Source organism: Luteolibacter sp. (assembly GCF_058122085.1).
In genome coordinates, this window is sequence record NZ_JBIKBQ010000054.1 from 1 (window position 1) to 25,687 (window position 25,687).

At 59.8% G+C, this 25,687-nt stretch carries 21 protein-coding genes and 1 tRNA gene; 13 read left to right on the top strand and 9 right to left on the bottom strand.

Annotated features, from left to right (window positions below):
- The first annotated feature begins 22 nt into the window (after positions 1-22).
- Complete coding sequence (locus tag AC4DF4_RS09685) at positions 23-742, top strand: M48 family metallopeptidase (RefSeq protein WP_490047942.1); 720 nt, start codon at positions 23-25, stop codon at positions 740-742.
- Between the two features lie 153 nt (positions 743-895).
- On the opposite strand, the gene AC4DF4_RS09690 is transcribed toward AC4DF4_RS09685, so the two are convergent.
- Together AC4DF4_RS09690 and ligA are read right to left on the bottom strand one after the other, a co-directional pair.
- On the bottom strand, positions 896-1,234 hold the full coding sequence (locus tag AC4DF4_RS09690; protein WP_490047922.1) for an SWIM zinc finger family protein: 339 nt from the start codon (positions 1,232-1,234) through the stop codon (positions 896-898).
- A 41-nt stretch (positions 1,235-1,275) separates the two neighbouring features.
- Positions 1,276-4,278 (bottom strand): NAD-dependent DNA ligase LigA, encoded by a 3,003-nt coding sequence (ligA, locus tag AC4DF4_RS09695; RefSeq protein WP_490047923.1) that lies wholly within the window; start codon positions 4,276-4,278, stop codon positions 1,276-1,278.
- A 740-nt stretch (positions 4,279-5,018) separates the two neighbouring features.
- On the opposite strand from ligA, the gene AC4DF4_RS09700 reads away from it, so the two are divergent.
- Positions 5,019-5,696: a tetratricopeptide repeat protein gene (locus AC4DF4_RS09700; RefSeq protein ID WP_490047924.1), complete on the top strand. Its 678-nt coding sequence runs from the start codon at positions 5,019-5,021 to the stop codon at positions 5,694-5,696.
- A gap of 52 nt (positions 5,697-5,748) precedes the next feature.
- Positions 5,749-6,393, top strand: a complete 645-nt coding sequence (locus AC4DF4_RS09705; RefSeq protein WP_490047925.1) for a hypothetical protein — start codon at positions 5,749-5,751, stop codon at positions 6,391-6,393.
- A gap of 56 nt (positions 6,394-6,449) precedes the next feature.
- On the opposite strand, the gene AC4DF4_RS09710 is transcribed toward AC4DF4_RS09705, so the two are convergent.
- Positions 6,450-6,809, bottom strand: coding sequence for a hypothetical protein (locus tag AC4DF4_RS09710; protein WP_490047926.1), 360 nt, complete (start codon positions 6,807-6,809; stop codon positions 6,450-6,452).
- A 459-nt stretch (positions 6,810-7,268) separates the two neighbouring features.
- A complete protein-coding gene (locus AC4DF4_RS09715; protein WP_490047927.1) occupies positions 7,269-7,955 on the bottom strand; it encodes a tetratricopeptide repeat protein in 687 nt (228 codons plus the stop codon).
- Between the two features lie 541 nt (positions 7,956-8,496).
- Between AC4DF4_RS09715 and AC4DF4_RS09720 the strand changes: the two genes are divergently transcribed.
- From AC4DF4_RS09720 to AC4DF4_RS09730, 3 genes are read left to right on the top strand one after another with little or no spacing between them, the layout of a single operon-like run.
- A complete protein-coding gene (locus tag AC4DF4_RS09720) occupies positions 8,497-9,612 on the top strand; it encodes a hypothetical protein (protein ID WP_490047928.1) in 1,116 nt (371 codons plus the stop codon).
- Between the two features lie 32 nt (positions 9,613-9,644).
- Positions 9,645-10,457: a HipA family kinase gene (locus AC4DF4_RS09725; protein ID WP_490047929.1), complete on the top strand. Its 813-nt coding sequence runs from the start codon at positions 9,645-9,647 to the stop codon at positions 10,455-10,457.
- Complete coding sequence (locus tag AC4DF4_RS09730) at positions 10,454-11,302, top strand: DUF3037 domain-containing protein (RefSeq protein WP_490047930.1); 849 nt, start codon at positions 10,454-10,456, stop codon at positions 11,300-11,302. The genes AC4DF4_RS09725 and AC4DF4_RS09730 overlap by 4 nt, the downstream gene beginning before the upstream one ends.
- Before the next feature lie 137 nt (positions 11,303-11,439).
- On the opposite strand, the gene AC4DF4_RS09735 is transcribed toward AC4DF4_RS09730, so the two are convergent.
- A complete protein-coding gene (locus AC4DF4_RS09735; RefSeq protein ID WP_490047931.1) occupies positions 11,440-12,192 on the bottom strand; it encodes a hypothetical protein in 753 nt (250 codons plus the stop codon).
- A 49-nt stretch (positions 12,193-12,241) separates the two neighbouring features.
- Complete coding sequence (locus AC4DF4_RS09740; RefSeq protein WP_490047932.1) at positions 12,242-13,231, bottom strand: malate dehydrogenase; 990 nt, start codon at positions 13,229-13,231, stop codon at positions 12,242-12,244.
- Positions 13,232-13,390: 159 nt separating this feature from the next.
- On the opposite strand from AC4DF4_RS09740, the gene AC4DF4_RS09745 reads away from it, so the two are divergent.
- Positions 13,391-13,861, top strand: coding sequence for a GNAT family N-acetyltransferase (locus AC4DF4_RS09745; RefSeq protein ID WP_490047933.1), 471 nt, complete (start codon positions 13,391-13,393; stop codon positions 13,859-13,861).
- Positions 13,862-13,919: 58 nt separating this feature from the next.
- Here the strand turns inward: AC4DF4_RS09745 and AC4DF4_RS09750 are convergent, their stop codons facing one another.
- The 3 genes from AC4DF4_RS09750 to AC4DF4_RS09760 all read right to left on the bottom strand — a co-directional run bounded on the left by AC4DF4_RS09750 (position 13,920) and on the right by AC4DF4_RS09760 (position 17,351).
- The gene (locus AC4DF4_RS09750) at positions 13,920-14,747 is read right to left on the bottom strand and encodes an LpxI family protein (protein WP_490047934.1); all 828 of its coding nucleotides are present in this window, start codon (positions 14,745-14,747) and stop codon (positions 13,920-13,922) included.
- Between the two features lie 47 nt (positions 14,748-14,794).
- Positions 14,795-14,874, bottom strand: a tRNA-Leu gene (locus AC4DF4_RS09755).
- Between the two features lie 53 nt (positions 14,875-14,927).
- On the bottom strand, positions 14,928-17,351 hold the full coding sequence (locus AC4DF4_RS09760; RefSeq protein WP_490047935.1) for an ATP-binding protein: 2,424 nt from the start codon (positions 17,349-17,351) through the stop codon (positions 14,928-14,930).
- A gap of 139 nt (positions 17,352-17,490) precedes the next feature.
- On the opposite strand from AC4DF4_RS09760, the gene AC4DF4_RS09765 reads away from it, so the two are divergent.
- The 6 genes from AC4DF4_RS09765 (at position 17,491) to AC4DF4_RS09790 (ending at position 25,533) form a co-directional block, all read left to right on the top strand.
- Positions 17,491-18,516, top strand: a complete 1,026-nt coding sequence (locus AC4DF4_RS09765) for an AAA family ATPase (RefSeq protein WP_490047936.1) — start codon at positions 17,491-17,493, stop codon at positions 18,514-18,516.
- A gap of 11 nt (positions 18,517-18,527) precedes the next feature.
- Positions 18,528-20,240, top strand: coding sequence for a hypothetical protein (locus AC4DF4_RS09770; protein ID WP_490047937.1), 1,713 nt, complete (start codon positions 18,528-18,530; stop codon positions 20,238-20,240).
- A gap of 111 nt (positions 20,241-20,351) precedes the next feature.
- Positions 20,352-21,365, top strand: coding sequence for an ABC transporter ATP-binding protein (locus AC4DF4_RS09775; protein WP_490047938.1), 1,014 nt, complete (start codon positions 20,352-20,354; stop codon positions 21,363-21,365).
- Positions 21,366-21,435: 70 nt separating this feature from the next.
- On the top strand, positions 21,436-22,875 hold the full coding sequence (locus AC4DF4_RS09780; protein ID WP_490047939.1) for a hypothetical protein: 1,440 nt from the start codon (positions 21,436-21,438) through the stop codon (positions 22,873-22,875).
- Positions 22,872-23,750 carry a DUF58 domain-containing protein gene (locus tag AC4DF4_RS09785; RefSeq protein WP_490047940.1) on the top strand — a complete coding sequence of 293 codons (879 nt, stop codon included), beginning with the start codon at positions 22,872-22,874 and terminating at the stop codon, positions 23,748-23,750. The genes AC4DF4_RS09780 and AC4DF4_RS09785 overlap by 4 nt, the downstream gene beginning before the upstream one ends.
- Before the next feature lie 16 nt (positions 23,751-23,766).
- Entirely contained in the window at positions 23,767-25,533 is a 1,767-nt protein-coding gene (locus tag AC4DF4_RS09790; protein ID WP_490047941.1) for a vWA domain-containing protein, read from the top strand.
- Positions 25,534-25,687 lie beyond the last annotated feature (154 nt).

Below are 25,687 nucleotides of genomic sequence, written 5' to 3' on the forward strand. Positions count from 1 at the left end.
TCATTGCCCAAACCGAATACTGATGCCCTCCCAGCAGATCCAGCTCGGTGAAATGCCCGTGGACGTGGTTCGCAAGGACATCAAGAACGTCCATCTCAGCGTGCATCCGCCGTCCGGTCGCGTGACCATCGCCGCGCCGTCGCACATGAGCCTCGACAGCATCCGCGTCTTCGCCATCACCAAGCTCGGTTGGATTCGCCAGGAGCAGAAAAAGATGCGGGAGCAGGAGCGCGAAGCCCCACGTGAATTCCTCGAACGCGAGAGCCACTACGTCTGGGGCAAGCGCTACCTCCTCCACGTCACCGAAGCCGACGCGCCGCCCAGCATCCAACTCCGCCACAAACGCCTGCAACTCCAAGTGCGGCCCGGCACCAGCCGTGAGAAATGCCAGGAACTCGTGGAGGAATGGTATCGCCACCAAATCCGCGAAGCCGTTTCCCCACTTGTTGAACGTTGGGAAAAACAACTCGGCGTGAAAGTGGACAGGATCTTCGTCCAGCGCATGAAAACCAAGTGGGGCAGTTGCAATCCGTCAACCCACAGCATACGCCTCAACACCGACCTCGCCAAGAAGCCCCCCGAGTGCCTCGAATACATCGTCGTCCACGAGCTCATGCACCTGCTCGAACCCACTCACAACGCCCGCTTCCAATCCCTCATGGACCAGCACCACCCGAAATGGCGTTCCCACCAGCAAACCCTCAACCGCCTGCCCGTGCGGCACGAGAGCTGGGGGTATTGAGCTCACCATCAGATGCCCAAGCGCCGGGGTATGCGTTAGGATTCGATCATGGATGCGAGCGACGCCTCGTCGAGAATCGGCACGCCGAGTTTCTCCGCCTTGTCGCGCTTCGAGCCGTCGCCCTCGCCGGCGAGGACGTAGCTGGTTTTCGATTCATTGAATCAATGCCTTCGCCACTAGCTTTTTTGCCCGTTTGATTTTTTCTTCAATGAGCTTCTTTTCAGCTTCAAGGGCGACGACCTCTGAAATTGCCTCGCCTACGGTGCTACCTTTAAGCCACGACGCGACTTCAGGAACTTGATCGGTATTTTCGCTCACAACAGCACCATTGTCGCCATCGAGAATCGAGAGACGGTGTTTGCACAAAAGGCGGTTCACTCCCGCACGGCAACTGCAGGTAGCTGTCAGATCAGGGCCATTTTTTTTGAAGGCCACCTTGTAGGGCGATGGTTCTGAGCCTTGAACCAAGAATTCGCGGATGACTTCTGACATAACTTGGCGGGATTTTGTGAGGGAGGGGAAAATAGCAGGACTCATTCGGATTTGTCCTTCAAGAGACGGTCGAACTCTGCTTCATCAATGACTGGAACGCCAAGTTTTTCGGCATTGATCTTTTTCGAGCCGCCTCCTTCGCCGGCGAGAAGGTAGTGGGTCTTGGCGGAGATCGCACTGCTCACCTTGCCGCCCTTGCTCTCGATGAGCGCTTTCATCTCGTCACGGTCGATGCTGAGGGTGCCGGTGATGACGAAGGTCTTTCCGGCGAGCGGTAGGGCGGATAGATCGGCCTCGGCGGATTTAGGTGCGTAATTTTCGGATTTTGGATCGATTTGCAATGTTTTCAGCAACTCGAGCACATGCCGACCAGCTTCGGAAGCGAAGTAGTCCAGAGTGCTTTGTGCGGCCACTCCTCCAAGCTCCGGACTGATCGAGTAAGGTGAGAGTTCATCGGCCAATTCCGCGACCCTCGGTTTATACTCTGCTGCGATTTTTTTGCGACGATCCGTTTCCTCTTTGGAAATCGTCTCCTTTTTGGGATTCACAGGATTACTCTTCAGCCAAGTGTCCTTGAGGCCACGTTCGGCGATGGTTCGAAGAACATTCGAAGTGGTGAGATCTGTCAGGCTGGAGAACAAACGTGAGAGCTCTTTGGCCGCGGACTCGCCGAGCTGGCGGATGCCCATCGCATAGAGCCAGCGGTGGAGCGGTTTGGATTTCGCGGCTTCGAGCGCGGCGATGACTTTGGTGGCGTTCTTTTCTCCGAAGCGGCGCGGGGATTCTTCGGTGCCGAGGTTGAGGTTGGCGAGGGCTTCCTCGTCGAGGCGGAAGAGGTCGAGCGGCGTCTGGCAATGGCCGTGGCGGACCAGCGCCTCGGCGACGATTTCACCGAGGCCTTCGAGATCGAGCGCCTTGCGGGAGGCGAAGTGGGTGATGTGGGTGACCGCCTGGGCCGGGCATTGGAAATTCGTGCAGCGCCAGGCGACGAAGCCTTCCTCCTGGCTGATAGGTCCGCCACAGGACGGGCATTTCCCGTGGACGCTGTCGTAGAGCGAGTAAGGCCGAGCGCCTTCCGCGTGGCGGATGACTTTCACGATGGCGGGGATGATTTCGCCGGCTTTTTCCACCAGCACGGTCGCGCCGAGGCGGATGTCCTTGCGGTCGATCTCGTCCTGGTTGTGGAGCGTGGCGCGTGAAACGGTGGAGCCGGAAATGAGGACAGGCGTGAGCTCGGCGACGGGTGTCAGCACGCCGGTGCGGCCGACCTGGATGATGATGTTGTTTAGCGTGGTTTCCTTCTGCTCTGGCAGGAACTTGTAGGCGGCGGCCCAGCGCGGGGCGCGGGAGGTGAAGCCGAGTTGCTCGCGCTCGGCGCGGTCGAGAACTTTGATGACGGCTCCGTCGGTGCCGTAGTCGAGGGCGTGGCGCTCGCGGTTGATGCGGGCGACGGCTTCGAGCACTTCGTCGAGATTGCGGGCGTTGAGGATCGGCTGGTTTTGCGGGATGCCGAGCGATTCCAACAGGTCGTGGAATTCGTGCTCGGTTTCCAGCGGCGGGCCGTCGTAAGCGCCGAGGCCGTGGGCGAGGAAGGCGAGCGGGCGCTTGGCGACGATTTTCGGATCGAGCTGTTTGAGCGTGCCGGCGGCGGCGTTGCGGGGATTGGCGAAGGTGGGCAGGCCGGCCTCGTCGCGCTCGGCGTTGAGCGCGGCGAAGGCTTCGTTCGGCATGAAGATCTCGCCGCGGACTTCCAGCGTTGCTGGAATTTTGAATTTTGAATTTTGAATTTCGGATGACGGAAGGGCTTCGCCCGGATCGAGGACTTGGAGATCGATGGGGACGAGTTCGCCGTCCGCGGTTTTGATGAGATTGCCGATATGGGCGTCGGCGATCTCCACGCCGGACTCGTCGTTTTTCCAGCGGTTGTGGCCGGTGGAATGGTAGCCGTTGGATTTGAACCACGACGCGACTTCGGCGGAGTTCGGCTCGGTGCCATCGATGAACGGCTGGGAGGTCACGAGCGACGGGCCTTTGGCGGTTCGCAGGATTCCGTGGAACCGGATGTCATCGGCGAAAAGCCGGTTGGCCGCGTTGAGATTCCGCAGGTAGGCAAGGCCGTCTTCCTGCGCTCCGAACGTGGGGGCGATCGTGAGTTTGATCACCCGGCCGACCTTTGCGAGGTGGAAGACGACGTGCTCGGATTGACCGCCTAACGAAGGGTAACCAGCGGCGAATCCGCCGAATCTCTCCGAATCGAGGAGGTGTCCGGTTTCTTCGGCCCATGATACCACGGATTGGGCTTCCTGTCGGAGCCGTTCCTGAACATTTGCTCCATCGCTTGCTCCGAGGTCAGCCTTAAGCCGCTGAGCCAGGCTTTCCGCCGGGCTTTGCGAAGGCGTTCCGCGAGTTGCTGTGCTTGAATGATCCCGTCCATGTCTGGGAATGTAAGGAAGGAGACTTCCAACGTCAACTTCGTCGGTGACTCGCTCCGCCGCATGCAGTTCCAGCGGGATGCTGCGGATGGTGCGGACGTTGTGGGTCACGTCGTCGCCGGTCTGGCCGTCGCCGCGGGTGGCGGCGTAGGCGAGTTTTCCGTCCCTATAGAGCAGGGAAACGGCGACGCCGTCGATCTTGGGCTCGATGGTGACCGGGACGTCGTCGCGTTTGAGGTTTTTCTGAAGGCGGCGGTAGAAGTCGATGAGTTCCTGCTCGGGGCAGGTGGCTCCGGCCTTTTCGACGCCCTCGGCGCTGAGTTCGAAGACGTCGTCGATGCTGAGCATCGGGACGGGGTGGCGGACTTGTTGGAAGCCATCGATCGGTGCGCCGCCGACGCGCTGGGTGATCGAGTTGGGGTCGCGAAGTGCGGGGTGTGTCGCTTCGAGGGTTTCGAGCTCGCGGTAGAGGCGGTCGAACTCGGCGTCGGAGATCTCGGGATTTCCTTGGTTGTAGAGCTGGTCGTGGTGCTGCAGCGAGGTTTGTAGCTCGCGCATTCGATCCTGCGGGCTGGGGACGGGGGAGAAGGAGAAAAGATCAGGCTCGGCCATGGGCGGAGTCTCAGGCCTGAAGGGGAGTTTATCAAGACTGGCGCAATCGACCACTCTGCCAACTTCCTAGTTGCTTGCCCTGAGTGACTTAGGGAATTTTGATTTCGTTGGGCTGATACTTGAATGGTGCCGCTACAATACGAAACGCACTGCAACACGAAACAAGAAACAATCCGCTGGGAAACTACCGTGACTCGCGGAAATACCTCGGCAGCATTACCACGAAGTCACAAGTGCCCTACGGCGGCAGCTCCCGCGCCAGTTCGCAAGCATGGCTCGTTGGCACTCGCATTTCCCCCGCGCACACCACCCGGCCGATCCGCAGTCAGCAAGGCCGCCCTCCCGCGGCTCTCGCTCCGCTCGACTGACTCCAGATCCGCCGCCACCGCCCTGCCAATAGCGCTCCGCACCACGCCGCCTGTCCACACCGAGCCGCCGGTCGCTGTTGCTCCCTTTCCGGCTCCGTGTGTCCAGACCACCACCAGGCCATGCTTTGCACGCAACAGCGGCAAAATGCCCGTCAGCCTCTTTCTCATTCTCCATTTGACCGCCGACCGGGACTTCTCTGAACCTCCCACCATCGACCACTCGCCGTTTGCCAGATTTTCCCCATTTAAAACTTGGAGTGAGTTCCCCATTTGGCTAGGACTCTATCAATGCCCCCGTCAAAGCCGTTCTCCCGCTGTCTTCTGCCGCTTGCCGTCTCAGCGCTTTGCCTGTGCGGATCGCAAGTTTTTGCCGTGGACAAGCCGTCAGCCGAGAAAATCGCTCAGATCCGGGCTGCCGCCGAGCAAGGTGATGCGGCCTCACAGTCGGAACTTGCGGGCTTATACCATTTTGGTAAAGGGGTGAAACTGGATCACGCGGAAGAAGTCAAATGGTTCCGAAAGGCCGCTGATCAAGGTTTTGCGCCAGCTCAGCACAACCTCGGGATTTGCTACTCTGAAGGCATAGGCGTAGCCAAGAACCCAGTAGAAGCGTTCAAATGGTATCTGAAAGCCGCAGAACAAAAATATCTTGATGCGCAATACAGGGTCGGTGGCTGCTACCTTGAGGGACATGGTGTCCCGCGTAATAATCAGGAAGGTGCTCAATGGCTCGAGAAAGCCGCGAATCGGGGAGATGCCGATGCACAATTTCAACTAGGGCGTTATTATGATGTGAAGTCCATTCTTGAGCAAAAAGATTATGAAGATAATCACCAATTTGAATCAGAATATGGGGCCAACTTCGGTTCTAAATTCTACATAGATTTATATGAGGAATCTCAAAAGTATGCCTACATGTGGTATAATTTGGCTTCTACATCTGGGCAATCTAAGGCAAAAAAACATCTGGAAAAACTTTCCAACAGAATGACGCCTTCTGCGATTTCAGGTGCTCAGTATATGAGTTCAGAGTGGAAACCGGTCCCATGAAGCATCCCATTCTATCCTTAGTGCTACTCTTTGGTTTATGGCCCGTAGAAAAATGAAACGTCACCTCGCTCTCACTCTCCTCTTTTTGTTTCCAGCAATCGCTCTTGCCGAAATTACTGATGCGCGTACCACTGAACAGCAAAAGCAGGAAACTCCTTCGGAAAAAAGAAGACGAAAGACCGAGGCGCTAATCGAACGTAATTTACGGCGCGGTTTAAGAGAGGGGGATCCAGAAGCCATTCAGCAATTGCTCGATCGGCAGCAGCCCGCCGCTGCCAGTGCCTACGTATCTACGATAAGCAAGACGAATGATACCAGCCTGCTTCTTGGCAATCAAGCGGTGGTGAAGCTAGCTGCTCGTTTGATTGGTTTGGTCAGTTTGAATCAGGAGTGTGTTCTGTTCAGGGATGGTGCCTCATGGCAGATCTGGATCGAAGGGAAACAGTCATATAAGTGCGAACTCATGCACGCTCCACAAGCTGCCAAATCCGTCGAATTCGTTCACGTCACTATTAATACAGTTGAACGTGAAGGTGAACTCTTGAAGCTTCTTGATGGCCGAACACTCAAAGTGGACGAATTTGACAAAATCGATACACGGCTTCTTTTGCCACCTAAAGATGCACTTTTACTGGCGACGGGAAAGCTCGTGATTCTCGATGAAGGCAAAGCGGTTTCTGTGGCGATAGCCCCGTAGCACATCTCCCTTTCCCTGCCTCCGGTCCGGCCACCGGCTCTTCAAACGGCCTCACATCACCCAAATGCGTGCAACTCTGACTCACTTTCCACGCCCAAGGCTGCAAGCGCGTGCCATAATTTGATCACCAGGTAAACTATCGCACATATCCCATACAAGCACCCTCCAACTACAACTCCTCCAATCCCGATTTCTAATATTACTGATCTAAAATCGATTCCAATAGACTTTAGCAGCAGTCCAGTGACGGCGCTCACCGCTCCAACCCCACCGCTCCAGAGTCCAACGTAAAAAGGCTTTTCCGCAATTTTTCTGAAAGTCTCGTCAGATTTGTCAGGATTGTAATTTCCACTCATTACTTGGTTCTTTGTAGTAATTGGCTTACTTAAATAATTCCCCTTGGTGTCACGGCGCATCCTCCTCCACCCGGAAGTCACCGGATGGGTATTGCAGCATCCGTCTAAGCATTCTCTCCGACGCCAAGCTATCCCAAAAGGGAACTCGCGACTTATCCGATGCCGACTTGGAGAAACCACGAAAGGCGCACGCGAAGAGTTTGCAAACATGCCGGTCTTAACGGTCGAGAAGGACAGAGTCGCCGTGACCAAGACCCGTGCGGACACCAATTACTGAGCTTACAGGATCAGCTACAGGCGCACAGGCACCAACGGCCCGGTCAGGGTGGAGCAATACTACGCCCCCTTCTCCAACGGGGCGGTATCCCTCACGCTCAGTTACGAGATGGCTCACAAGGGGAAACTCGCGCCGATCATGCTGCGCGTTTGGTCATCGCTTAATCTGAATGATTCGGATTTGTGGTCAAAGCCCTAAATATCTGTATTCAAAAAATGAATCATCCAATCGTGGGTCGTCATTTACTTCTTTTTCAATTTCCACTCCTTGCTCAATCTCTTCGCTTCAGCAACTTGGTCGCTTGTCATGTTTTGCGCTATCAGTTCACGTTGCTTTACAGCGCCTCCAACGCGGCCGTCATGAGCCGCTATGTCGAGCCACATATAGGCTTGCACTGGGTCCTTCAAAAGGCCTTTTCCATTTGCGTAGCAAAGTCCAAGCGACAGTTGTGCCATAAAATCTCCATTTTCTGCGGATTTCCGCCAAAAATCCACCGCCTTCACGCCATCTTGTGGCACACCTAACCCTTTAAAATAGGAATCTCCCATTTCATACTGAGATGCAGAATCTCCTCGCTCAGCGGATTTACTCAATAATTTCACTGCCTCAGAGTAGTTTTGTGCCACGCCCTCGCCCTTTTTGTAGCATAATCCAAGCATGTAGGCGGCATCATCGCTTCCTGCCTCGTAGGCTTTACGAAACCATTTGTAAGATTCAGCGTAATCCTGCTTCACACCTCCTCCGCCTTGGTTGTAACAAACGCCAAGCCAATATTGAGAACTTGAATTTCCTTCATCTGCTTCTTTTCTTAGTTTTTCGATCGAAACCTTCTTTATTGCATCCTCTGCAGACACCTCGGTGCCGCATGACATAAGCATAAAAAGGACAAGCAACATTGTGCTAAGTATTGATGATTTCTGAATTTTCATAAAATGTTTATTAGGTGAGATTGCCGGGTTTCATTTGAGAATGATGGGGCGTGTTCCTGTTCTTCACCGCGTGTTCCAAATTCAGTTGGTTCCTCAGCATTCTGTTTGCATCCCTGTAATTCAAGACGCTTAAAAGGATCATGGACGTCCATGGATGGCGAGACAAAGTCTCACAATCTGTTGAATTCCGCATTTCCGCTCATTTGGTGGGGAAAGCCTTCCCCTCGGGCCTACTGCGTGCGGCCCTACGCCTTCCAGCGGGGACGCCCCCGCAACGCCCCCGCAGACACAGCCAGGCTTGTCGAGAGACTGAATCCGCCTACCCGGCTGCTCGTGCCTCGCACCGACCACGGCTCCTTCAGACTCTCTCCGGCGCATCCCCCGGAAGACCGGGACCAGCCGGGAAATACCCGCCCGTCCCTCCTTTTCAGACCGGTCAAATTGCCTGCGGGATCGCTTGGTGGCGGGTCCCGAGCCCCACGGTCTGCCTCCGCCTATCGGCGACCCCCCTGTTGGGGGCGGAGGTGCCTCCGAGGCTACCATGAGTCTCCCCGCCACAAAGCGCTGTCCTCGCCATTTTGCCCTCAGCGGCGTGGCCGCGTGCCCATTGGCTTCCATCGGGTGCGGCCCGGTTACTGGAATTCGCTTCCGTAACAGCGAATCCTGTGGCGTGATGCGGTTGGCAAAAATCCTATCGAAGATCCCATCTGCGCCCCCCCCCATGAACACGGAGACCAAGCCCTTCCCCCGCATTTTGATCGGCTGCGCACTGATCCTGCTCATTCTGCTGCTGCCGCTGCCGATTGCGGCATACGGGGTGCTCAAATTTCTGCTTTCGCTTGGCTTACTCTACTCCGCAGGTGTGTTTCTCCAGCCCTGCCGGAAGCTCATGCTCGCTCGTCCGGACGGCATGGTCGAAATCGGCACACTCGATCCTTCCGCCGCAGACCGGTTCAATCGCTTCACCGGGACTTTGAAGCACGTCCAATCCTCGTCACAAGTGGCGGACATTGACGATGAAAACTCGCGGATCTTTGACTACGTGAATAGGCAAACCCAGATCCTGCCGCCCTTGCCGCACATTTCCCTCCCTCTCTGTTTCGGATTAGTCATCACGGCGGCGATCATGAATCCCTTGATGGGAATTCATCTCCCCCGCACCACGTGGATGTTGCTCGACGGGCTCGCCCTTGGCTTGCTCGCGATTGCATGGAAAACCCTCCAAAGCGAGATTGCCGGGCAGAGGCCGCACGTTTCGCTCGTCACCAACCTGGACGGATCGGCAGGCTTCCAACTGTTTGACACATCGGACCTGATCATGCACCTCAAGCAGTCCTGGCCCGTTGTCGTCGGAGGCACACTGGTAATGGTCTTGTTCGGGAGTCAAATCGGCGGTGGCCATTTTGAGGACATCACTCTGTATGGACTGGCTGCCGGAACAATCAATGGCCTCCTCATCGGGCTGATGACATCCGCCGCGGTCTTGTGGGTGATCAGTTGGACTACGGACCACTGCCAAATTCCCGGCGTGCTGGGGCCCATGGTGTTCGCGATGATTCTTCTTGGTCTCGCCTTCAGCGGCCATTTTTCCCCGCAGCGGCTGTCAGAAATGGATATTCCGATTCCGAGTTCGGTGCCGGCACGGGATGAGCCATAGGGATTTTAGCTCCGACTAAAACGCGCCACGTTATGCTGATTCGAAGATTCACCGCCGTTCAATTTCGCCGCCCGATGGAGCGTGGCTTGAACCGACCGTTTCTCGTGCTGGCGCAACCGGAGGATGGCGGTGAACGGCGCGCGGTGGTGGTGAAATCCCGGGCGGGCTACGCGGATCGGCCGGATGCGATGCTGAAGGAATTGTTTTCCCTCCTGCTCGCCCGTGAACTCGGGCTGATCTGTCCTGAGCCGGTGCTGGTGGAACTTCAGGAAGGATTCGACTGGAGCGCTGCCGATTTTCCAGACCGAGCGGAACTCATTCGGCAAAGCATCGGTTGGAATGTCGGCACTATTCACCTCGGTGACGGCTGGAAACCTTGGATTCAGGGAAGTGCGCCGCGCTCGATTCCGGACGAGTCTCTCGAAACGGCGTATGCCTTCGACGCCATGGTGCAGAACTCCGATCGCATGGCGGACAATCCGAACCTGCTGTGGCGTGGGGAGGAACTGGCACTGCTCGATTTCGACAAGGCGTTCGCTCACCTGCGGACGCGGGAAGGTGATGCAAGACCGTGGTTCACGGCCTTGGACCGCCAAACGCTGGCCCGACATTGCCTCCATGGTCATTTACCAGCCATTGCAGCAGGGGGAATTCTCGGCAGAAATCTCTGGGATACCTTCGAGGAGTGGTGGCTCGGCAAGCCTTCCGGTCGCCTGTCCTCTGAAATCGCTGTCGGCATGGTCGATCCAGATCTGGACTTGCCGCGACTCGAAGCGTATCTTACGAAACTCGCCGCCGCCACGGACGATTTCTTCCGTGTGCTGACCGAGGTTAGCCGCCCATGAGTCTCGAACGCTACAGTTTCTGCTTTCTCCGCTATGTCCACGAACCGCTTTCCGGCGAGTTCGCGAACGTGGGCGTGCTGCTTTGGGCACCCGAAAGCCGGTTTCTGGGATTCAAGGCATCCAAGAAATACCAGCGGCTCAGCCATTTTTTCCATGGATTCCAGCAACAGGACCACCGGCAGTTGATCGGCAGGATCGACACGCAATTTCAGAAACTCGCCGAGCAGCTCGCCGCGCAGCAGGCAGAAATGGTGTTTCCCGAGACTCCGGAAAGCGCCCGGGATCTGGCCCTCAAAGTGATCCCCCACGACGACGCGGCCCTCCAGTGGAGCCTCTCCGGTGGTGGTCTCACGGATTCTCCGGCTGCTGAGTTGGAGGCGCTGTTTCACGAAGCTGTCGCCCGCCACTATGATTCCGTGGAGGAGGCCCGCCGCGACGACGCCGTGATCTACAGGGAAATCTACAGCCGGGCCTTTGAGTCTCCCCAAGTGAAGCCTCACGTCTCCTCGCACGAGATCACCGCTCCGCTGGCGACGCATCTGTTTCCCCAGGCATGGAAAAACGGCGTCTGGAACGTGTATCAGCCGCTTTCGTTCGACCTCAAGCAAGGTGAGACGATCCGTAACAAAGCCTACCGTTGGGAGAGTCTCACGCGATTCCTCGCCGATTCGCCCGAACGCCCGAAGATTCATCTTCTGCTTGGCGAGCCCTCCGGAGATCAGCGCAAGGACTACGCCAAGGCGAAGGATGTGCTTCGTTCCTCCAGAGTGGTGGAACTGGTGGAGGAGAACGAAGCCAGTGATTTCGCCCGTGAGCTAGAAGCCAGCGTGAAGGCCGCCTCCTGAGTGGCGTGGATCGACCTGCGCGGTCGTCCGAAGGGGCAACGGCTTGTATCTCTTAAAGGGAGATAACTTGGTGCCAGTCTCCTCAAACAGGTCGTCTTGACGATGGGTCGATCAAGGCCGGAGTCCGCCGGGAAACGTTACGGGACTTCCACCGGCAGGATCTCTTTCTCGGTGAAGCGCACGACGACTTGGTATTTCGCGCCGTCGCGGGCGGTGCCTAGCAGGGCGCTGCCGAGGCTGCCGAGTTTCCACAGGTGGGTGGGTGAAAACGAGCCGTCGGCGAGAGTCGCCATCTGGGGGAATGGTCCATTCTGGACGGGCTTGCCGTGAAGCGTTCCTAGCAGTTCGATGAATTCCTTCCAGCTGGGTTCGAGCTCCGACTTGTAGGAGTCGGCGGGGAGGGGGGCGGTTTGCAGGGTGATTTCCTTGAGCTTGCCGTCTTCAGTCCAGTCGAAATAGAGCATCGCGTTGAGGGCACCGATTTTCCGGCGGGTGCGGAAAATGCCGTTCAGGCCGGAGCGGCCGACGAAGGTTTCGTCGGTGGTCATTTCCACGAACTTGCTGGCCTTGAGTTTGGCAAGGGCGGCTTCGCGGGAGTCGCCGAATGCCAGAGTATCGAAAACGGCGGATTCATCGGGTGCTTTCGTCCCGGCGAGGGGATGGTTGGCGTTGATCCAGGTGCGGTCGTTAGGGGCGAGTTGTTCGAGCTGGATGGTGAGCTGCTTGCTATCCTTGGTGCGCAGGATGGTGATGCTGGTGGCGTTTCGACTAACCAGCTCGCCTTCGGTGGAGCGCTGGCCGTCGGCGCTTTTCCATGCACGCGGCGCGGCATGGAGATGGAGCGCGGATGCGATCAGCAGGAAGGAAGCGAGTTGGAAAGTTAGGGTCATGCAGAAGTAATGGGGGAAATGTGTTCCGGCTGAGACAGCCGGAACACATTTATCCCGGAAGCAGATCCTTCACCGCCTCGCGCTCTTCCTTGAGCTCGTTGATGGTGAAATCGATTTTTTCCTGACTGAAGGCATCGACGGGCACGCCTTGGACGACTTCCCATTTGCCGTTCTCGATGGTGCGGATCGGCATGGAGGCCATCAGGCCTTTTTCGATGCCGTAGGAACCGTCCGAGCAGACCGCGACGGAATGCCAGTCCCCGGAAGGAGTCGGGTTGACGAGGCTCTTCACGGTGTCGAGAGCGGCGTTCGCGGCGGAGGCGGCGGAGGAAAGTCCGCGCGCCTTGATGACGGCGGCACCGCGCTGTTGGACGGTGGCGATGAACTCGCCCTTGAGCCACTCGTGGTCGGTGATGACTTCGGTGGCCGGGCGACCGTCGATCTTCGCGTTGGTGAAATCCGGATACTGGGTGGCGGAGTGGTTGCCCCAGATGCAGAGGTTGGTGACCTTGGACTGATGGACGCCGGCCTTCTTGGCGAGCTGGCTTTTCGCGCGGTTTTCATCCAGCCGGGTCATCGCGAAGAAGCGGTCGGCGGGGATGCCGGCGGCGTTGTTCATGGCGATGAGGGCGTTGGTGTTGCAGGGATTTCCAACCACTAACACGCGGACGTCCTTGGCGGCGTTGCGGGCGATGGCCTGGCCTTGGCCGGTGAAAATCTTGCCGTTGATGCCGAGCAGGTCGGCGCGTTCCATTCCGGCCTTGCGCGGCACCGAGCCGACGAGCAGGCACCAGTTCGCATCCTTGAATCCCTCGTCGAGATCGGCGGTGCCGACGACTTCGTTGAGCAGCGGGAAAGCGCAGTCGTCGAGTTCCATGATGACCCCTTGCAGCGCGGGCAAGCCGGGCTCGATTTCGATCAGACGGAGATTGACCGGTTGGTCCGGGCCGAAGACGAAACCGGAGGCGATGCGGAACAACAGGGCGTAGCCGATCTGGCCAGCGGCACCGGTGATGGAGACGGTAATTGGTGTTTTCATAGGTAAAATTGCAAGAACGGCGGCAGGCTACGGGGCTGGCCGGATCAGGTCAACTGACAAGCAACGCGATCCATGGATGCGCGTGAAATTCGACAAAAAACGACCAGCCGTCTTGAAATCAAGCTTCCCCGGCCGCGTGCCCGGCCTTTTACTCCGCGCATGATCGACATGTTGGTGCGCCTTTACGACTTGCCGGAATCGGCGTCACTCTATGCGGAAACCGCCAGCAAAGGCGTGACGCTGCGCCGTGCGCGGGCCTTCGAGAAACACACGGTCGCGGCTTTCGCGAAAGCGCATTTCTCGGAAAAATGGGTCAGCGAGGTGGAAGTCGCGATGACCCGCCAGCCGATCGCCTGCTTCATCGCCACCCGCGACAAAGAGATCCTCGGCTTCGCCTGTTACGACACGACGCAGCGCGGATTTTTCGGCCCGACCGGAGTTTCGGAAAACGCCCGCGGGCTCGGCTTGGGCAAGGCGCTGCTCTTCAAAGCGCTCGAAGGCTTGCGCGACATCGGCTACGCCTACGCGATCATCGGCGGCGTGGGACCCAAGGAATTTTACGCGAAAAACTGCGGCGCGATCGAGATTCCCGGCAGTGATCCGGGGACTTACACGGACTTGCTGCCGTAGCGGCGATCACCGGTCGCCGCGAGTCTTGCAATCCGTTAGTGGCGACCGGTGATCGCCGCTACACCGCGTGAATGCCGATCCCGTGCTTGTCACAAAGCTCGGCGACCCGCGCCTTCTCCAACAGCAAGGTCTTCCCCGCCTCGATGGCGATGCCCCCCACCCCGGCAGCGGCGCAGGTCTCGATAGTCTGCGGGCCGATGACCGGCACATCGAAACGGAAATCCTGGTTCGGCTTGGAAACCTTCACTAGCAGCACGTCCTTGCCGCGGCCGAGTTCGCCACCGCGCTTGATGCAGGCGTTCGTGCCCTCAAATGCCTCCGCCGCCAGCACCGTGCCGTGGCGGACCACGACGCTCTGCCCGATGTCGAGCGCGCTCGTTTGCTTGGCGATCCGGAACCCGAAATCCGCATCCGCGAGTTGGCGCTTTTTGAATGCCGGGCCGCAAACATGCCCCGGTCCCGGGAGATGATCCTCAAGAAAAGTCGTGGCCGGCAGCAGCGTGATTCCGTCCTTCGCCAGCTCCTCGCCGATTGCGCCGAACAGCGTCTCCGCGTTCCGTTCCTTGACCCGCGCCAGCATCATCAGGATGCGGAGGTCCGGCCGGAGATCGAAGAGATTCTTCGGGGAAATCTGCCCCATCATCACCGCCTCGTTCGCGCCCTCGCGGCGGAAAAACTTGATCAACTTGCTCAGCTGGCCCACGCGCACCCACTCGGTGGCGTCCGCGAGTTGCTCCAGCTCCGGCTTCGTTTCGCCGTGGAAGGCGACCACCACCAACCGGATGCCCGGGGATTTCCGGCGCGCCTCGGCGATGAAAGTCTCCGGATAAACGCCGCTGCCTGCGATGATTCCGATGGTGCGGGAGGTCGTATCGGGAGAGGCCATTGCTGCGTGTGTCGGGGAAATACCGGCTGTCGCAGTCGCGTGAAAAGTAGCGGCTGTGGGACTCGAACCCACACTCGTTAGAACTCGATTTTGAGTCGAGCGCGTCTACCAATTCCGCCAAGCCGCCTTGGTGCGCGGCAGATTGGCGGGACATTCCGCCGAGGGCAAGAGGTTTTTAAATCACCACGCCTTCCCCCCTCTCGCGTCAAACGGCAGCCAAAGCAGTGCGACGGTTTCCACCTTCACGTCGGTCTTCGTCGGCTTGACGGACTCGGTTTCCAGCGGCAGCGACGCCGGGTCGAAGGACTCGGTCAATTTCGCGATGCCCGCTTCGAGTTCGTCCTGGATGGCTTGGATTTCCCCGGCGACTCCTTCGATCTTCGACTCGGCGTTCGCGACGTCCTGATGTTGTTTGTAGGCGCTGGTCGCTTTGCCGATGGAGGAGGTGCCGCGGGTGATCGATCCAAGTCCCGCTTTCCGGCCTAAAAACGCGCCGAGAATGCCGCCAAGCACCGAAACCCCCGCCTGCATCTTCGCGGAATTAGACTCGGCTTTTTCCTTCAGGAGCTGGCCCTCCGCCGTGCGCAGGCGGGTTTCGAGAGTGGCAACTTTCTTCGCGGCGGTGGCGCGGAGTTTGTCGATGCCGGCGTCGCGGGCTTCGTGCGCCTGGTGGATGATGCGGGCGCGGAAATCCGCCTCGCTCTCGCCGAGTTGCGACCAGGCTTTCACCGCCGGGCAGGAGAAAACATCCGCCCGCTCGTTTCGGTAGAGCCACTCGGTGAAGTCCTTTTCCACCTGTTTGTAGTTCGCCGCGTTCATCGCGAATCCCGGCAACTCGGCAAAGCCCGCGCCTGCCGCAGGCTCGGCTTCTACCAGCTTGGCCGGTGCCTCTATGGACGTTTCCCAATCAATGCCCGTATCGGTGATCGGGTTCACCAGCCGCACCGTGCGCGAGCCCTCGAGATCCGCCTTGGCCGAGGAAAAATGCACCACGCCCTTGCGCAACAGATAGGGTCTATAGGTCGTATCAGTCCCATCGCCCGCCGCCGGCACGAAAATCTCAGTCACCCCCGCACCCACATTCGGGCGTGAAGATGCAACGACCGGCGCGGCATTCATCCCCGGCATGCCCATCGGGTTCGCGGCGGCGACCGGAGCGGGAATCTTCATGAATTCCCCGCGCTTCGGGTCCATCAGCAGCTTGATCTGGCTGCGCGTCAGCGGGCCGGTGAGATAACTCATCACCCAGCGGACGTGGAAAATAACAGGTCCGTCTTCGTGCACATTGTTCATCAGGAAAACCCGGTTACCGAGACCGGAGATGAGCCGCTCCATGTCGGCCCGGTCGAACTTCGCGTTCTGCGATCCGGCCGCGCCTTCCAGCCCGTCGAGCACGCGAAGTTTGTCGCGCTCGGTCTGCAGGCGGCCGAGGAACCAGGTGCCGATGTTGGAAAGCGCCTTGTAATCGAGATCGACCGGATTCTGCGTCGCTAACAAGCATCCCAGCCCGAAAGCCCGGCCTTGTTTCAGGATCGTCATCATCGGCCGCTTGGACGGCGGGTTCGCGCTCGGCGGCAGGTAGCCGTAGATTTCATCCATGTAGAGCAACGCCCGCAGCGAGGTCGTGCCGTTTTGCGATCGCATCCAGCCGAGCATCTGGTTCAGTAACAGGCTGACGAAAAACATCCGCTCGGTGTCGCCGAGATGGGCGATGGAGAAAATCGAGATCCGCGGCTTGCCGGCCGGCGTGTGAAGCATCTTCGCGATGTCGAGCGGCGGGCCTTCCAGCCAGCTCGCGAAGCCGGGCGAGGCGAGCAGGTTGTTGAATTTCAGCGCCAGCGTCTGGCGGGATTTCTCCGGCATGAACGACTCCAGATCGATCACCCCGACCTTGTCGAAGGCCGGCTTCTGGATGTGCCGGATCAAGGTTTCCAAAGTCACGTTTTGCCCCGCCGCCCAGGCGTTCTGGAAAATCGCCGCGACCAAGACCGCCTCCGGACTCTGGATGGAATCCGCATCCACCCCGACTAGCGAGAGTAGCGACGAGACCGTGCTCTCCACCCGCTCTCCCAGCAGCTCGGCGTCGTCCATGATTTCAAACGGCGGCACCTCCAGCGAACTCAGGATGCTAACCGGAATTCCCGCCTTGCTGCCGGGAGTGAAAATGTTGATGTCCACCTTCTCCCGCAGCGTCGCGACGCGCTCCGGATTCTGCCCCCATTCGGCCAGGCCGGTCTTCCACATTTCCGCCGTCTTCGCCGCATGCTCGTCCGGGGTGATGCCCTTCTTCGCCGCATCGTCCTCATTGATCCAAGGGCGGAAGCTCTTCGCGTCGAGATCGGGAAACATCAGCAGCAAGTTCGAAATGTCGCCCTTCGGATCGATGATGATCGCCGGGATATTGTCCATCGCCGCCTCCTCCAGCAGCGCGAGGCAGAGCCCGGTTTTCCCCGAGCCCGTCATCCCCAGCACCACGCCGTGCGTCACGAGATCCTTGGAATCATAGAGGATCAAATCATCCCGCACCTTCTTCGTCTCCGGATCGTAGCCGCGTCCCAGATAGAACTGCCCGAGTTTTTCATAATCTGTAGGAGAAATGCTCATGATGCGCGCATGCTGGAAGAGCTGCGGAAAAACTCCAGCAGGAACATTCCGGCCAATCTCAGTTCGCGCCGATTCACGCAAATTTCACACCTTCGCCATTCCCAAACGCGGCAGCTTCATTAGTCTCACGGCGAAATCCATGGAACACGCCACCGAAACGGAAGTCGCCGATGCCGCCAAACACCTCCGCTCGCTCTCCAGCGGGCTGAACCAGGTCCTCTTCGGCCAGGAGGAACTCATCGATCTCGTGATCACCGGCGTGCTCGCCCGCGGCCACATTTTACTCGAAGGCCTGCCCGGACTGGGCAAAACCGAACTGGTGAAGGGGCTTTCCAAACTGCTGAAACTCGGCACCAAGCGGGTCCAGTTCACGCCCGACCTGCTCCCGGGCGACATCACGGGAAATCCGGTGCTCCAGGAAATCGACGGCCGCCGCGAGTTCATTTTCCAACCGGGACCGCTCTTCACCAACATCGTGCTCGCCGACGAAATCAACCGCGCCTCACCGAAAACCCAGTCCGCCCTGCTCGAAGCGATGCAGGAGCGCCGCGTAACGGTGCTCGGGAAAACCCACGATTTGCCGAAGCCGTTCTTCGTGCTCGCGACCCAGAACCCGATCGAGCTCGAAGGCACCTATCCGCTGCCAGAGGCCCAGCTCGACCGCTTCCTTTTCAAACTCGAAGTCACCCGCAACGACGTCGCCACGCTCCAGCGCATCGTTTCCCACCGCGAACTCGGCACCGACCCGCAGGTAGATCCCGTGATGAGCGAGGAAACCCTCGGCACGCTGCTCGAACTCGTCCGCCGGATCTATCTGCCGGACGTGGTGGCGAACTACATCGCCCGCCTCGTCGATGCCAGCCACCCCGGCCAATCCGCCGCCGCGCGCGGCATCCGCTACGGAGCGAGTCCCCGCGCCGCGCTCGCCCTCGCTTCCGGAGCCAAGGCCCGCGCTCTGATGCAGGAGCGCTTGAACGCCAGCTTCGAGGACGTCAAAGCGATCGCCCCCGCCGTGCTCCGCCACCGGATCGTGCTCGATTACAACGCCCGCGTCGAAGGCCACACGACCAACGACATCGTCCGCGCGCTGCTGGAGGAAGTCCCGTTCCAAGCCGCGGCGACGCCGAAGGTCCTCGTGGCGGCGGTTTCCAACCGCCAAGCCTAACTCTCACCGCCATGCTCCGCCACTTCCTCCTCCTCGCGCTAGCGCTGCAAGTTTCCGCCCAGGAAACGATGATGCGCCTGGTATTCGATCCGGTCACCGACACCCACGTCGAGGTGATCGCCCTTTTCAGCAAGCCCTCACCCGGCGGTTTTTTGCCGGTGCGGGTGAAAATCGCCAACAACCTGAAAAACGACAGCAACGTCTGGATCGAGTTCAAGAGCAAGGCGGACTATGACAACGATCTGCAAACGACCTCGTCCTTCAATTTCACGGCCAGCGGCGGAAAGACCATCACCCGCGACATCCTCGTGCCCCTCAGTCCGCCGGGCCAATCCTACGGCGGCACCCATGTCGCGGCCACACTCGGCGGCTCCATGGGCAGGGCCGGCAACACGATCCGCTCCACGATCGAAGCCAGCCAACCCGCCGTCCTCCTCAGCGAAGCGCTGTTCACCCCCAACGCGTCCTCGCTCGACAGCGCGAATTCCGCGAAAGGCCGCGGCTCGAGCGAGTTCGCCGCCAAGTTCGATCCCAAGCAACTGCCCGACGACTGGCTCGCCTTTTCCGGCTACGACAGCGTGATCATGACTGATAGTGATTGGTCCAACATCCCGCCCGGCGGACGCAACGCCATCCTCTCGTGGCTCCGGCTCGGCGGCCAGTTAGTCATTTGTTCGACTGGCTCCGCCACGGCGGCGTCATTGGGCATCCCGGCTGAAACAAGCTTCGGCACCGTCGCTATCCGTCCCGTGTCATCGGACTTGAAACTTGACGCCCCCGCAGTGGTGAAACTCGTCGCGACCAACGCCACCAAGCCGCAGCAAGTCTCGCAGCAGGGCGATTTCCAAAAATCCTGGCCGCTCCAGGATCTCTTCGGCGCACAGACCTTCCGCTACGCGCTGTTCGTCATGGTCCTGATCGCCTTCGGTATCCTCGTCGGACCGGTGAACCTCTTCGTCTTCGCGAAATCCGGCCAACGCCACAAACTCTTCATCACCACGCCTATCATCTCGCTGGGAGCCAGCCTGATCCTCATCGCCCTGATCATCGTGCAGGACGGCTTCGGCGGCAACGGCATGCGCCGCGTGCTGATGGAAGTCCGCCCCGACGTCGGTGCCAACGCCGCCTATCTCCATCAGGAGCAATTCTGCCGCACCGGCGTCCTAACCGGCTCGCGCTTCACCATCGACACCCCGTCCACCTTCCAGCCCGTGGCCATCGCCGCCAGTCGCTGGGCCCGCTTCACCGATGGTTCCGGCGCGAAAGGCAGCTTCAACCTCCAGCCCGCCGATGGCAAACTCCAGGCCTCCGGCGATTGGTTTCAAAGCCGCTCCGAGCACGGCCACGTTCTATCCGCCGTCGTCTCCACCCGCGGCCGGATCGAAAAAACCGACACGCCCGGCACCTGCCTCTCCACCTTCGAGTTTCCCATCGACACGCTCTTCTATCTCGACGAGGCCAAGCAATGGCACCGCGCCGAGGGCATCACCGCCGGCAAGCGCTTCATCCTCGCCCCGGTGGAAATATCCATGGTCGATCCCGCCCTCGCCCGCGAGATCAACGCCTTCGCCGCCCGCAACAAACAGTTCCTCAAAACCGCCACCAAGCGGCCCGGCCACTTCATCGCCCTCACCACCCAAGCCCCCGGCATCGGCACCAACCCCGGCATCAAGTGGAAGGAAACCCGCACCGTCATCACAGGTCCCCTCGTGGATAAAAGCTGAAAAGCTGAAAAGCTGAAATTTCAGAAACCAGTATCTCGACCTCTTCCATCGTCCTCTTCATTTCAGCTTTTCAGCTTTTCAGCTTTTCAGAATCTCAGCATTTACACCTCCATGTCCGCTCTCAAGGTCAACAATCTCTACCGCTACTTCGGCGATCTCCAGGCCGTCAACGGCGTCACCTTCGAGGTTCCCCACGGCTCGGTCTGCGGCTTCGTCGGCGCCAACGGCGCGGGGAAAACCACCACCATGCGCATCCTCGCCACGCTCGACTATCCGACGCTTGGCTCGGCGGAAGTCTGCGGGATCAACGTCGTCCACCATCCGGCGGAAGTGAGAAGGCTCATCGGCTGGATGCCCGACCACTTCGGAAACTACGAGCACATGACCGTGCTGGAGTATCTGGATTTCTACGCCCGCGCGCTCGGCTACAAAGGCAAGGAACGCCGCCAGCGCATCCAGGAGGTCATGGATTTCACCGACCTCGTCCCGTTGGCGGAGCGGTTTTCCAACAAGCTTTCCAAAGGCATGACCCAGCGCCTCGGTCTCGGCCGCGCGCTGCTCCACGACCCGCAGGTCCTGATCATGGACGAGCCCGCCGCCGGTCTTGATCCGAAAGCCCGCGTCGAACTCAAGCACCTCATCCGGGTGTTAGCCAAGGAAGGAAAAACGATTTTCATCTCCTCCCACATCCTCTCCGAGCTCGGCGAGATGTGCGATTCGCTGCTCTTCATCAACAACGGCCGCATCGTCCACCACGGCGATTCGGAAACCCTGCGCCGCGGATCCGACACGCTCGGCGGCGTGCTTTACGACGTGCAGGTCGATGGCAAGCCCGACTCCGTTTCCGACTGGTGCGTGCTCCAGCCGAACGTCGAATTCCTCGAAGCCCGCAAACAAGGCGGCCGCATCCGCATCGACACCGAGGACCCGACCAAAGCCGCCGACGTGCTCGCCCGCATGGTCAAGGACGGCCTGCGCATCACCGAGTTCCACCGCGAGCAGCGCAACCTCGAAGACGCCTTCATCGACATCATCGGCCGCCTCGACTCCGGCAAGCCCGCACTCCCGCCGCCGCTTCCTTCGGGAACGTCGAACATCGAACTTCCAACATCCAACATCGAATGAAGAAGCAACTTCTCTTCCCTTCAACGTTCGATGTTGGACGTTCAATGTTCAATGTTCAAATCCCTTACTTATGATCACCCACCTCACCGATTTCCCCGACAAGCTCTCGCCGATGCTCGTCAAGGAGCTGCGCCAGGGCCTGCGCGCCCGCAGCTTCACGATGCTGTTCCTGATTTTCCAGATCCTGCTAGGTTTCATTCTCCTTTCCTCAAGCGCCGCATCCAGCATGGATAGCGCCGGGTCATTCGCATCCGGTGTGATCTTCACGATGTTCGGTATCGCGGCGCTCTTCATTCAGCCGATGCGCGGCGTCACCGCGCTGTCTTCGGAAATCACCGGCAACACCATTGAAATGATGGCGCTCACCCGGCTGAGCGCCTCGCGGATCGTCCTCGGAAAATGGATCGCCATCGTCAGCCAGACGGCGCTCATCCTCATCACGATCATTCCCTACCTGATCCTGCGCTACTTCTTCGGCGGTATGATCCTGCTAGGCGAACTGGTCTTCCTCTCGCTGATCTTCCTGACCTCCATGGCCCTGACCGCAGTCATGGTGGGCATGTCCGGGACCAACGCGAAGCTCGCCCGGATCCTGCCAGTCATTGGTTTCATTTTCATGCTCCAGATCATCCCGGCAGTGTTGTTCCGCGGCGGCTTTAACAACTTCATGAGCTTCTGCACGCTGTCGGACTGGGAGTCCCGCGTCGGAATTCTCTCCTATCTTTGCTTCATCACCTACCTCGGTTGGTGCGCGCTTTCCCACGGCATCTCCATCATCGCACCCGCCGCCGAAAACCACTCAACCCTCCGCCGCCTCATCGCGCTCGGACTCACGTGCGTCGCCGTCGCCGTCGGATTCCATCCGTTGGTGGACGCTCACGTCCCACTGCTCATCTTCGGAATCATCCTCGCTCCCGCCGTGATCACGGCGCTGACAGAACCGTCCAACCTGCTGCCTCCGATCTACACGCCGTTCCTGAAACGCGGCCTGCCGGGCCGGTTGGCCGCCGCTTTCCTCCTCCCAGGCTGGCCCGCCGGAGTTTTCTATTCCATCTTGCTTCTCGCGGTCAGCACCGCCGGTTTTCTCGCCACCGCACGCCCCGCCATCAGTCCCTCAGAAATGACGGAAATCGCGATCTACACCCTCGCCATTGTTGGCGGCATCCTGCTCCCCGCCTTGTTAGCGGCGAATTTCAGCAAACAGGAAAGCAAGCGCTTCACCAACTTCCTCGTTTTCCTGTTGGCCTCGGTCATCCTGACGATCATCCCGGCCATCTTCGCCAACATCAACAATCACGAAAACTACCTTTGGCTTTTCATCTGGAATCCTCCGATCTTCATCACGATGGCGGACGAAAGCAGTTTCGACAAAAACCAGCTTCTGACCGCGGTGATGATCGTTGATTTCATCATCCTCGCATTGCTGCTCGCCACCGCCGCCATCGCCTTCCGCGGCTACCGGGAAATCATCAAGGAAGCCGAAAGCGGACTCGCCGTTCCCGCTCCATGACCTCCGCGTTACTCCAGCAGTGTCATTCCAACGCGTTGGCGGCGTCCGGACGCTTGCGCCTGCCCTTGCGCTCCCGCGTCTGGCGCGGCCAGACCGGCGAGTTCGCCGGCGGCGGCACCGGATCGTCGATGGATTTCCAGGACCACCGCGCCTACTCGCCCGGCGACGACCCGCGCCACATCAACTGGCAGGCCTACGCCCGCACCGGCAGCTACACGATGAAGCTCTTCCGCGAGGAAGTCCGGCCCGTCGTGGACCTGATCCTCGACGCCTCGGAGTCAATGTTCTTCGACGAGAAAAAAGCCGCCCGCACCGCCGAGCTGTTCTATCTGATCGCCGAAAGCTCGCAAGCCGCCGGCGCCTCGCTCGCGCTCCACGCCGTCCGCGGCGACGCCACGCTCGCGCTCGATCCCGCCACGCTCCGCAGCCACCAATGGCTGGACACCGCCCGCGCGCTGCCCGCCACCAACTCCGCGAAAGCGCCCGATCTCACCCGCCTGCCGCTCCGTGCGAACGCGATCCGCGTCTTTCTATCCGACCTGTTGTTCGCCGCCGATCCCGAGCCCATCCTCCGCCACCTCGGCCAACGCCACAGCAGCGTCTTCATTTTCTCTCCCTTCCTCGAAACCGAAGCCCGCCCCGCATGGTCGGGAAATTACGAGTTCATCGATCCCGAGCGGCATTCCCATCACCCGCACCGCATCGAGCCCGCCACGCTCCGCCGCTATCAGGAAGCTTACGTCAACCACTTCGCGCTCTGGAAACAGCACACCCGCCGCCACCAAACCGCCTTCGCCCGCATCCCGGCGGAGGAGGATCTCGCTACCGCCCTCTTCCGCGAAGCTGTGCCCGCGCGGGCACTCGAACCAACATGAAATTATGGCAGAATCAATGCTCACGCTCGCAAATCCACTCGGACTTCTCGCCCTGCTCGGCATCCCCGCCGTGCTGGCGATCCATTTCCTCCAGCGGAAAGCCGTCGAACTCCCGGTCTCCACACTATTCCTGCTAGATCGCGCCCACCGCGACGCCGCCAGCGGGCGGCGGTTGGAGCGGATCATTCCGTCGATCCCGCTATGGATGCAACTGCTCGCCGTGCTGCTACTCGCATGGTTTCTGGCAGAACCTCGCTTTCAAAAGTCCGGCAGCGTCCAGCGCGTCGCCGTCGTGCTGGATTCCTCCGCGTCGATGGGCGTCTTCAAGAGCGAAGCCATCGCCCGCCTGACCGCCGAGCTTCCGGGTTTCCAAGGTCCCGCCTCCTCAATTGAGCTCACCGTCATCGAATCCGCGCCCAACCGTCCGCGCCTCTACGCCGGAGCGTCGGTGGATGAACTCAAAGCTGTTCTTGAAAAATGGCAACCGCTCGACGGCCTCACCGATCCCACGCAGGCGCTCCGCCTCGCGCGGTCCCTCGTTTCCCGCGAGGGCACCGTCATCTATCTGACCGACACCCCGGCGGACTCCCTGCCCTTCGAGGCCCGCCTCATCGCGGTCGGCGCTCCGGTGGAAAACGTCGGCTTCACCGGAGTCACCTTCGCCACCGAGGAAGGCGCGCTCGTCTGGCGGGTGCTCGTCCGGAACTACAGTAAGACCGCGGCCGATCGCACGTGGTCGATCCAGACCGCCACCGGCGGCACGGAGCCACGCAAGATCCATCTCGATCCCGGCGCGCTCGTCACCCTGCAATCCGCCTTCCCCGCCGATGCGAAAAATGTCCGTCTGGTTCTCACCCCAGACCGATTTTCGCTGGACGACACGCTTCCGCTCGTCGCCCCCAAGCCCAAGTCCCTCGCACTCTTCACCGCCACCTCGCCCGCCTTCGCCGAGCTCACTGAAAAACTCCTCCGCGCCCTCGACTCAGCCACCCCCACCAACGACGCCGCCACCGCCGATCTCTCCATCACGTCCTACGACCCTCTCGACCCGGTGCTGCCGCCGGGAAATTCCGTCATCTTCGTCGAGGACAACACCCGCAGCGGAGCGTATCTCAAGGGCGGCATCCTCGCCGAGCCCCACCCGCTGCTCGCCGGCCTCAACTGGCAATCCCTGCTCGTCCGCGAGACCATCGAGCTCGATCGACTTCCCAGTGACACCGTTCTTCTCTGGCAGGAAAAGCGCCCGCTAATTTTCCTCCGCGAGAAACCCGCCACTGAAAAATCGCCCCCCTCCCGCCAGCTCTGCTTCAACTTCGATCTGCGCCTCTCCAACGCCTCCAACCAGCCCGCCTTCATCGTCCTGCTCCACCGCTTCGCCGAGTCCATCCGCGAGGCCAAGGTCGCCTCCACTTCCGCGAATCTCGAAACCGGCCAACCCATCAAAATCACCTCGGCCCCCGACCTCCCGCTCCAAATCGCCACCACCGACCTCGCCGGCAAGCAGCTTCCCCCGCCTGCCTCCACAAGCCTGGCACCCGCCACTCCCTGCTTCCTAATCATCCGCCAGAACGAAACCACGCTCCTCGACGCCGCCGTCTTCTTCGCCGACACCCGCGAAGCCGATTTCTCCGTCTGCGGCAAATCCGATCCCACCGCCATCGCCAACCCATCCACCATCGAGCGCCACACCCAACCCGATCCCCTCTGGCGCGTCTGGATCCTCGCGCTCATCGCCGCCCTCCTCGTTTCCTGGAAATTCACCGCCGGGAGGGCTAGCGCATGATCTTCACCGCCCCGGAATACTTCCTCCTCATCCCCGCCCTCGCGCTGGTTGGATGGTTCTGGCGCGGGCTGAAACTGCATTCACCGCTGCGCGCCATCCTGCTGGTCCTGGCCGTCATCGCGCTCACCGAACCGGTCATCCAGCACCAGCAAAA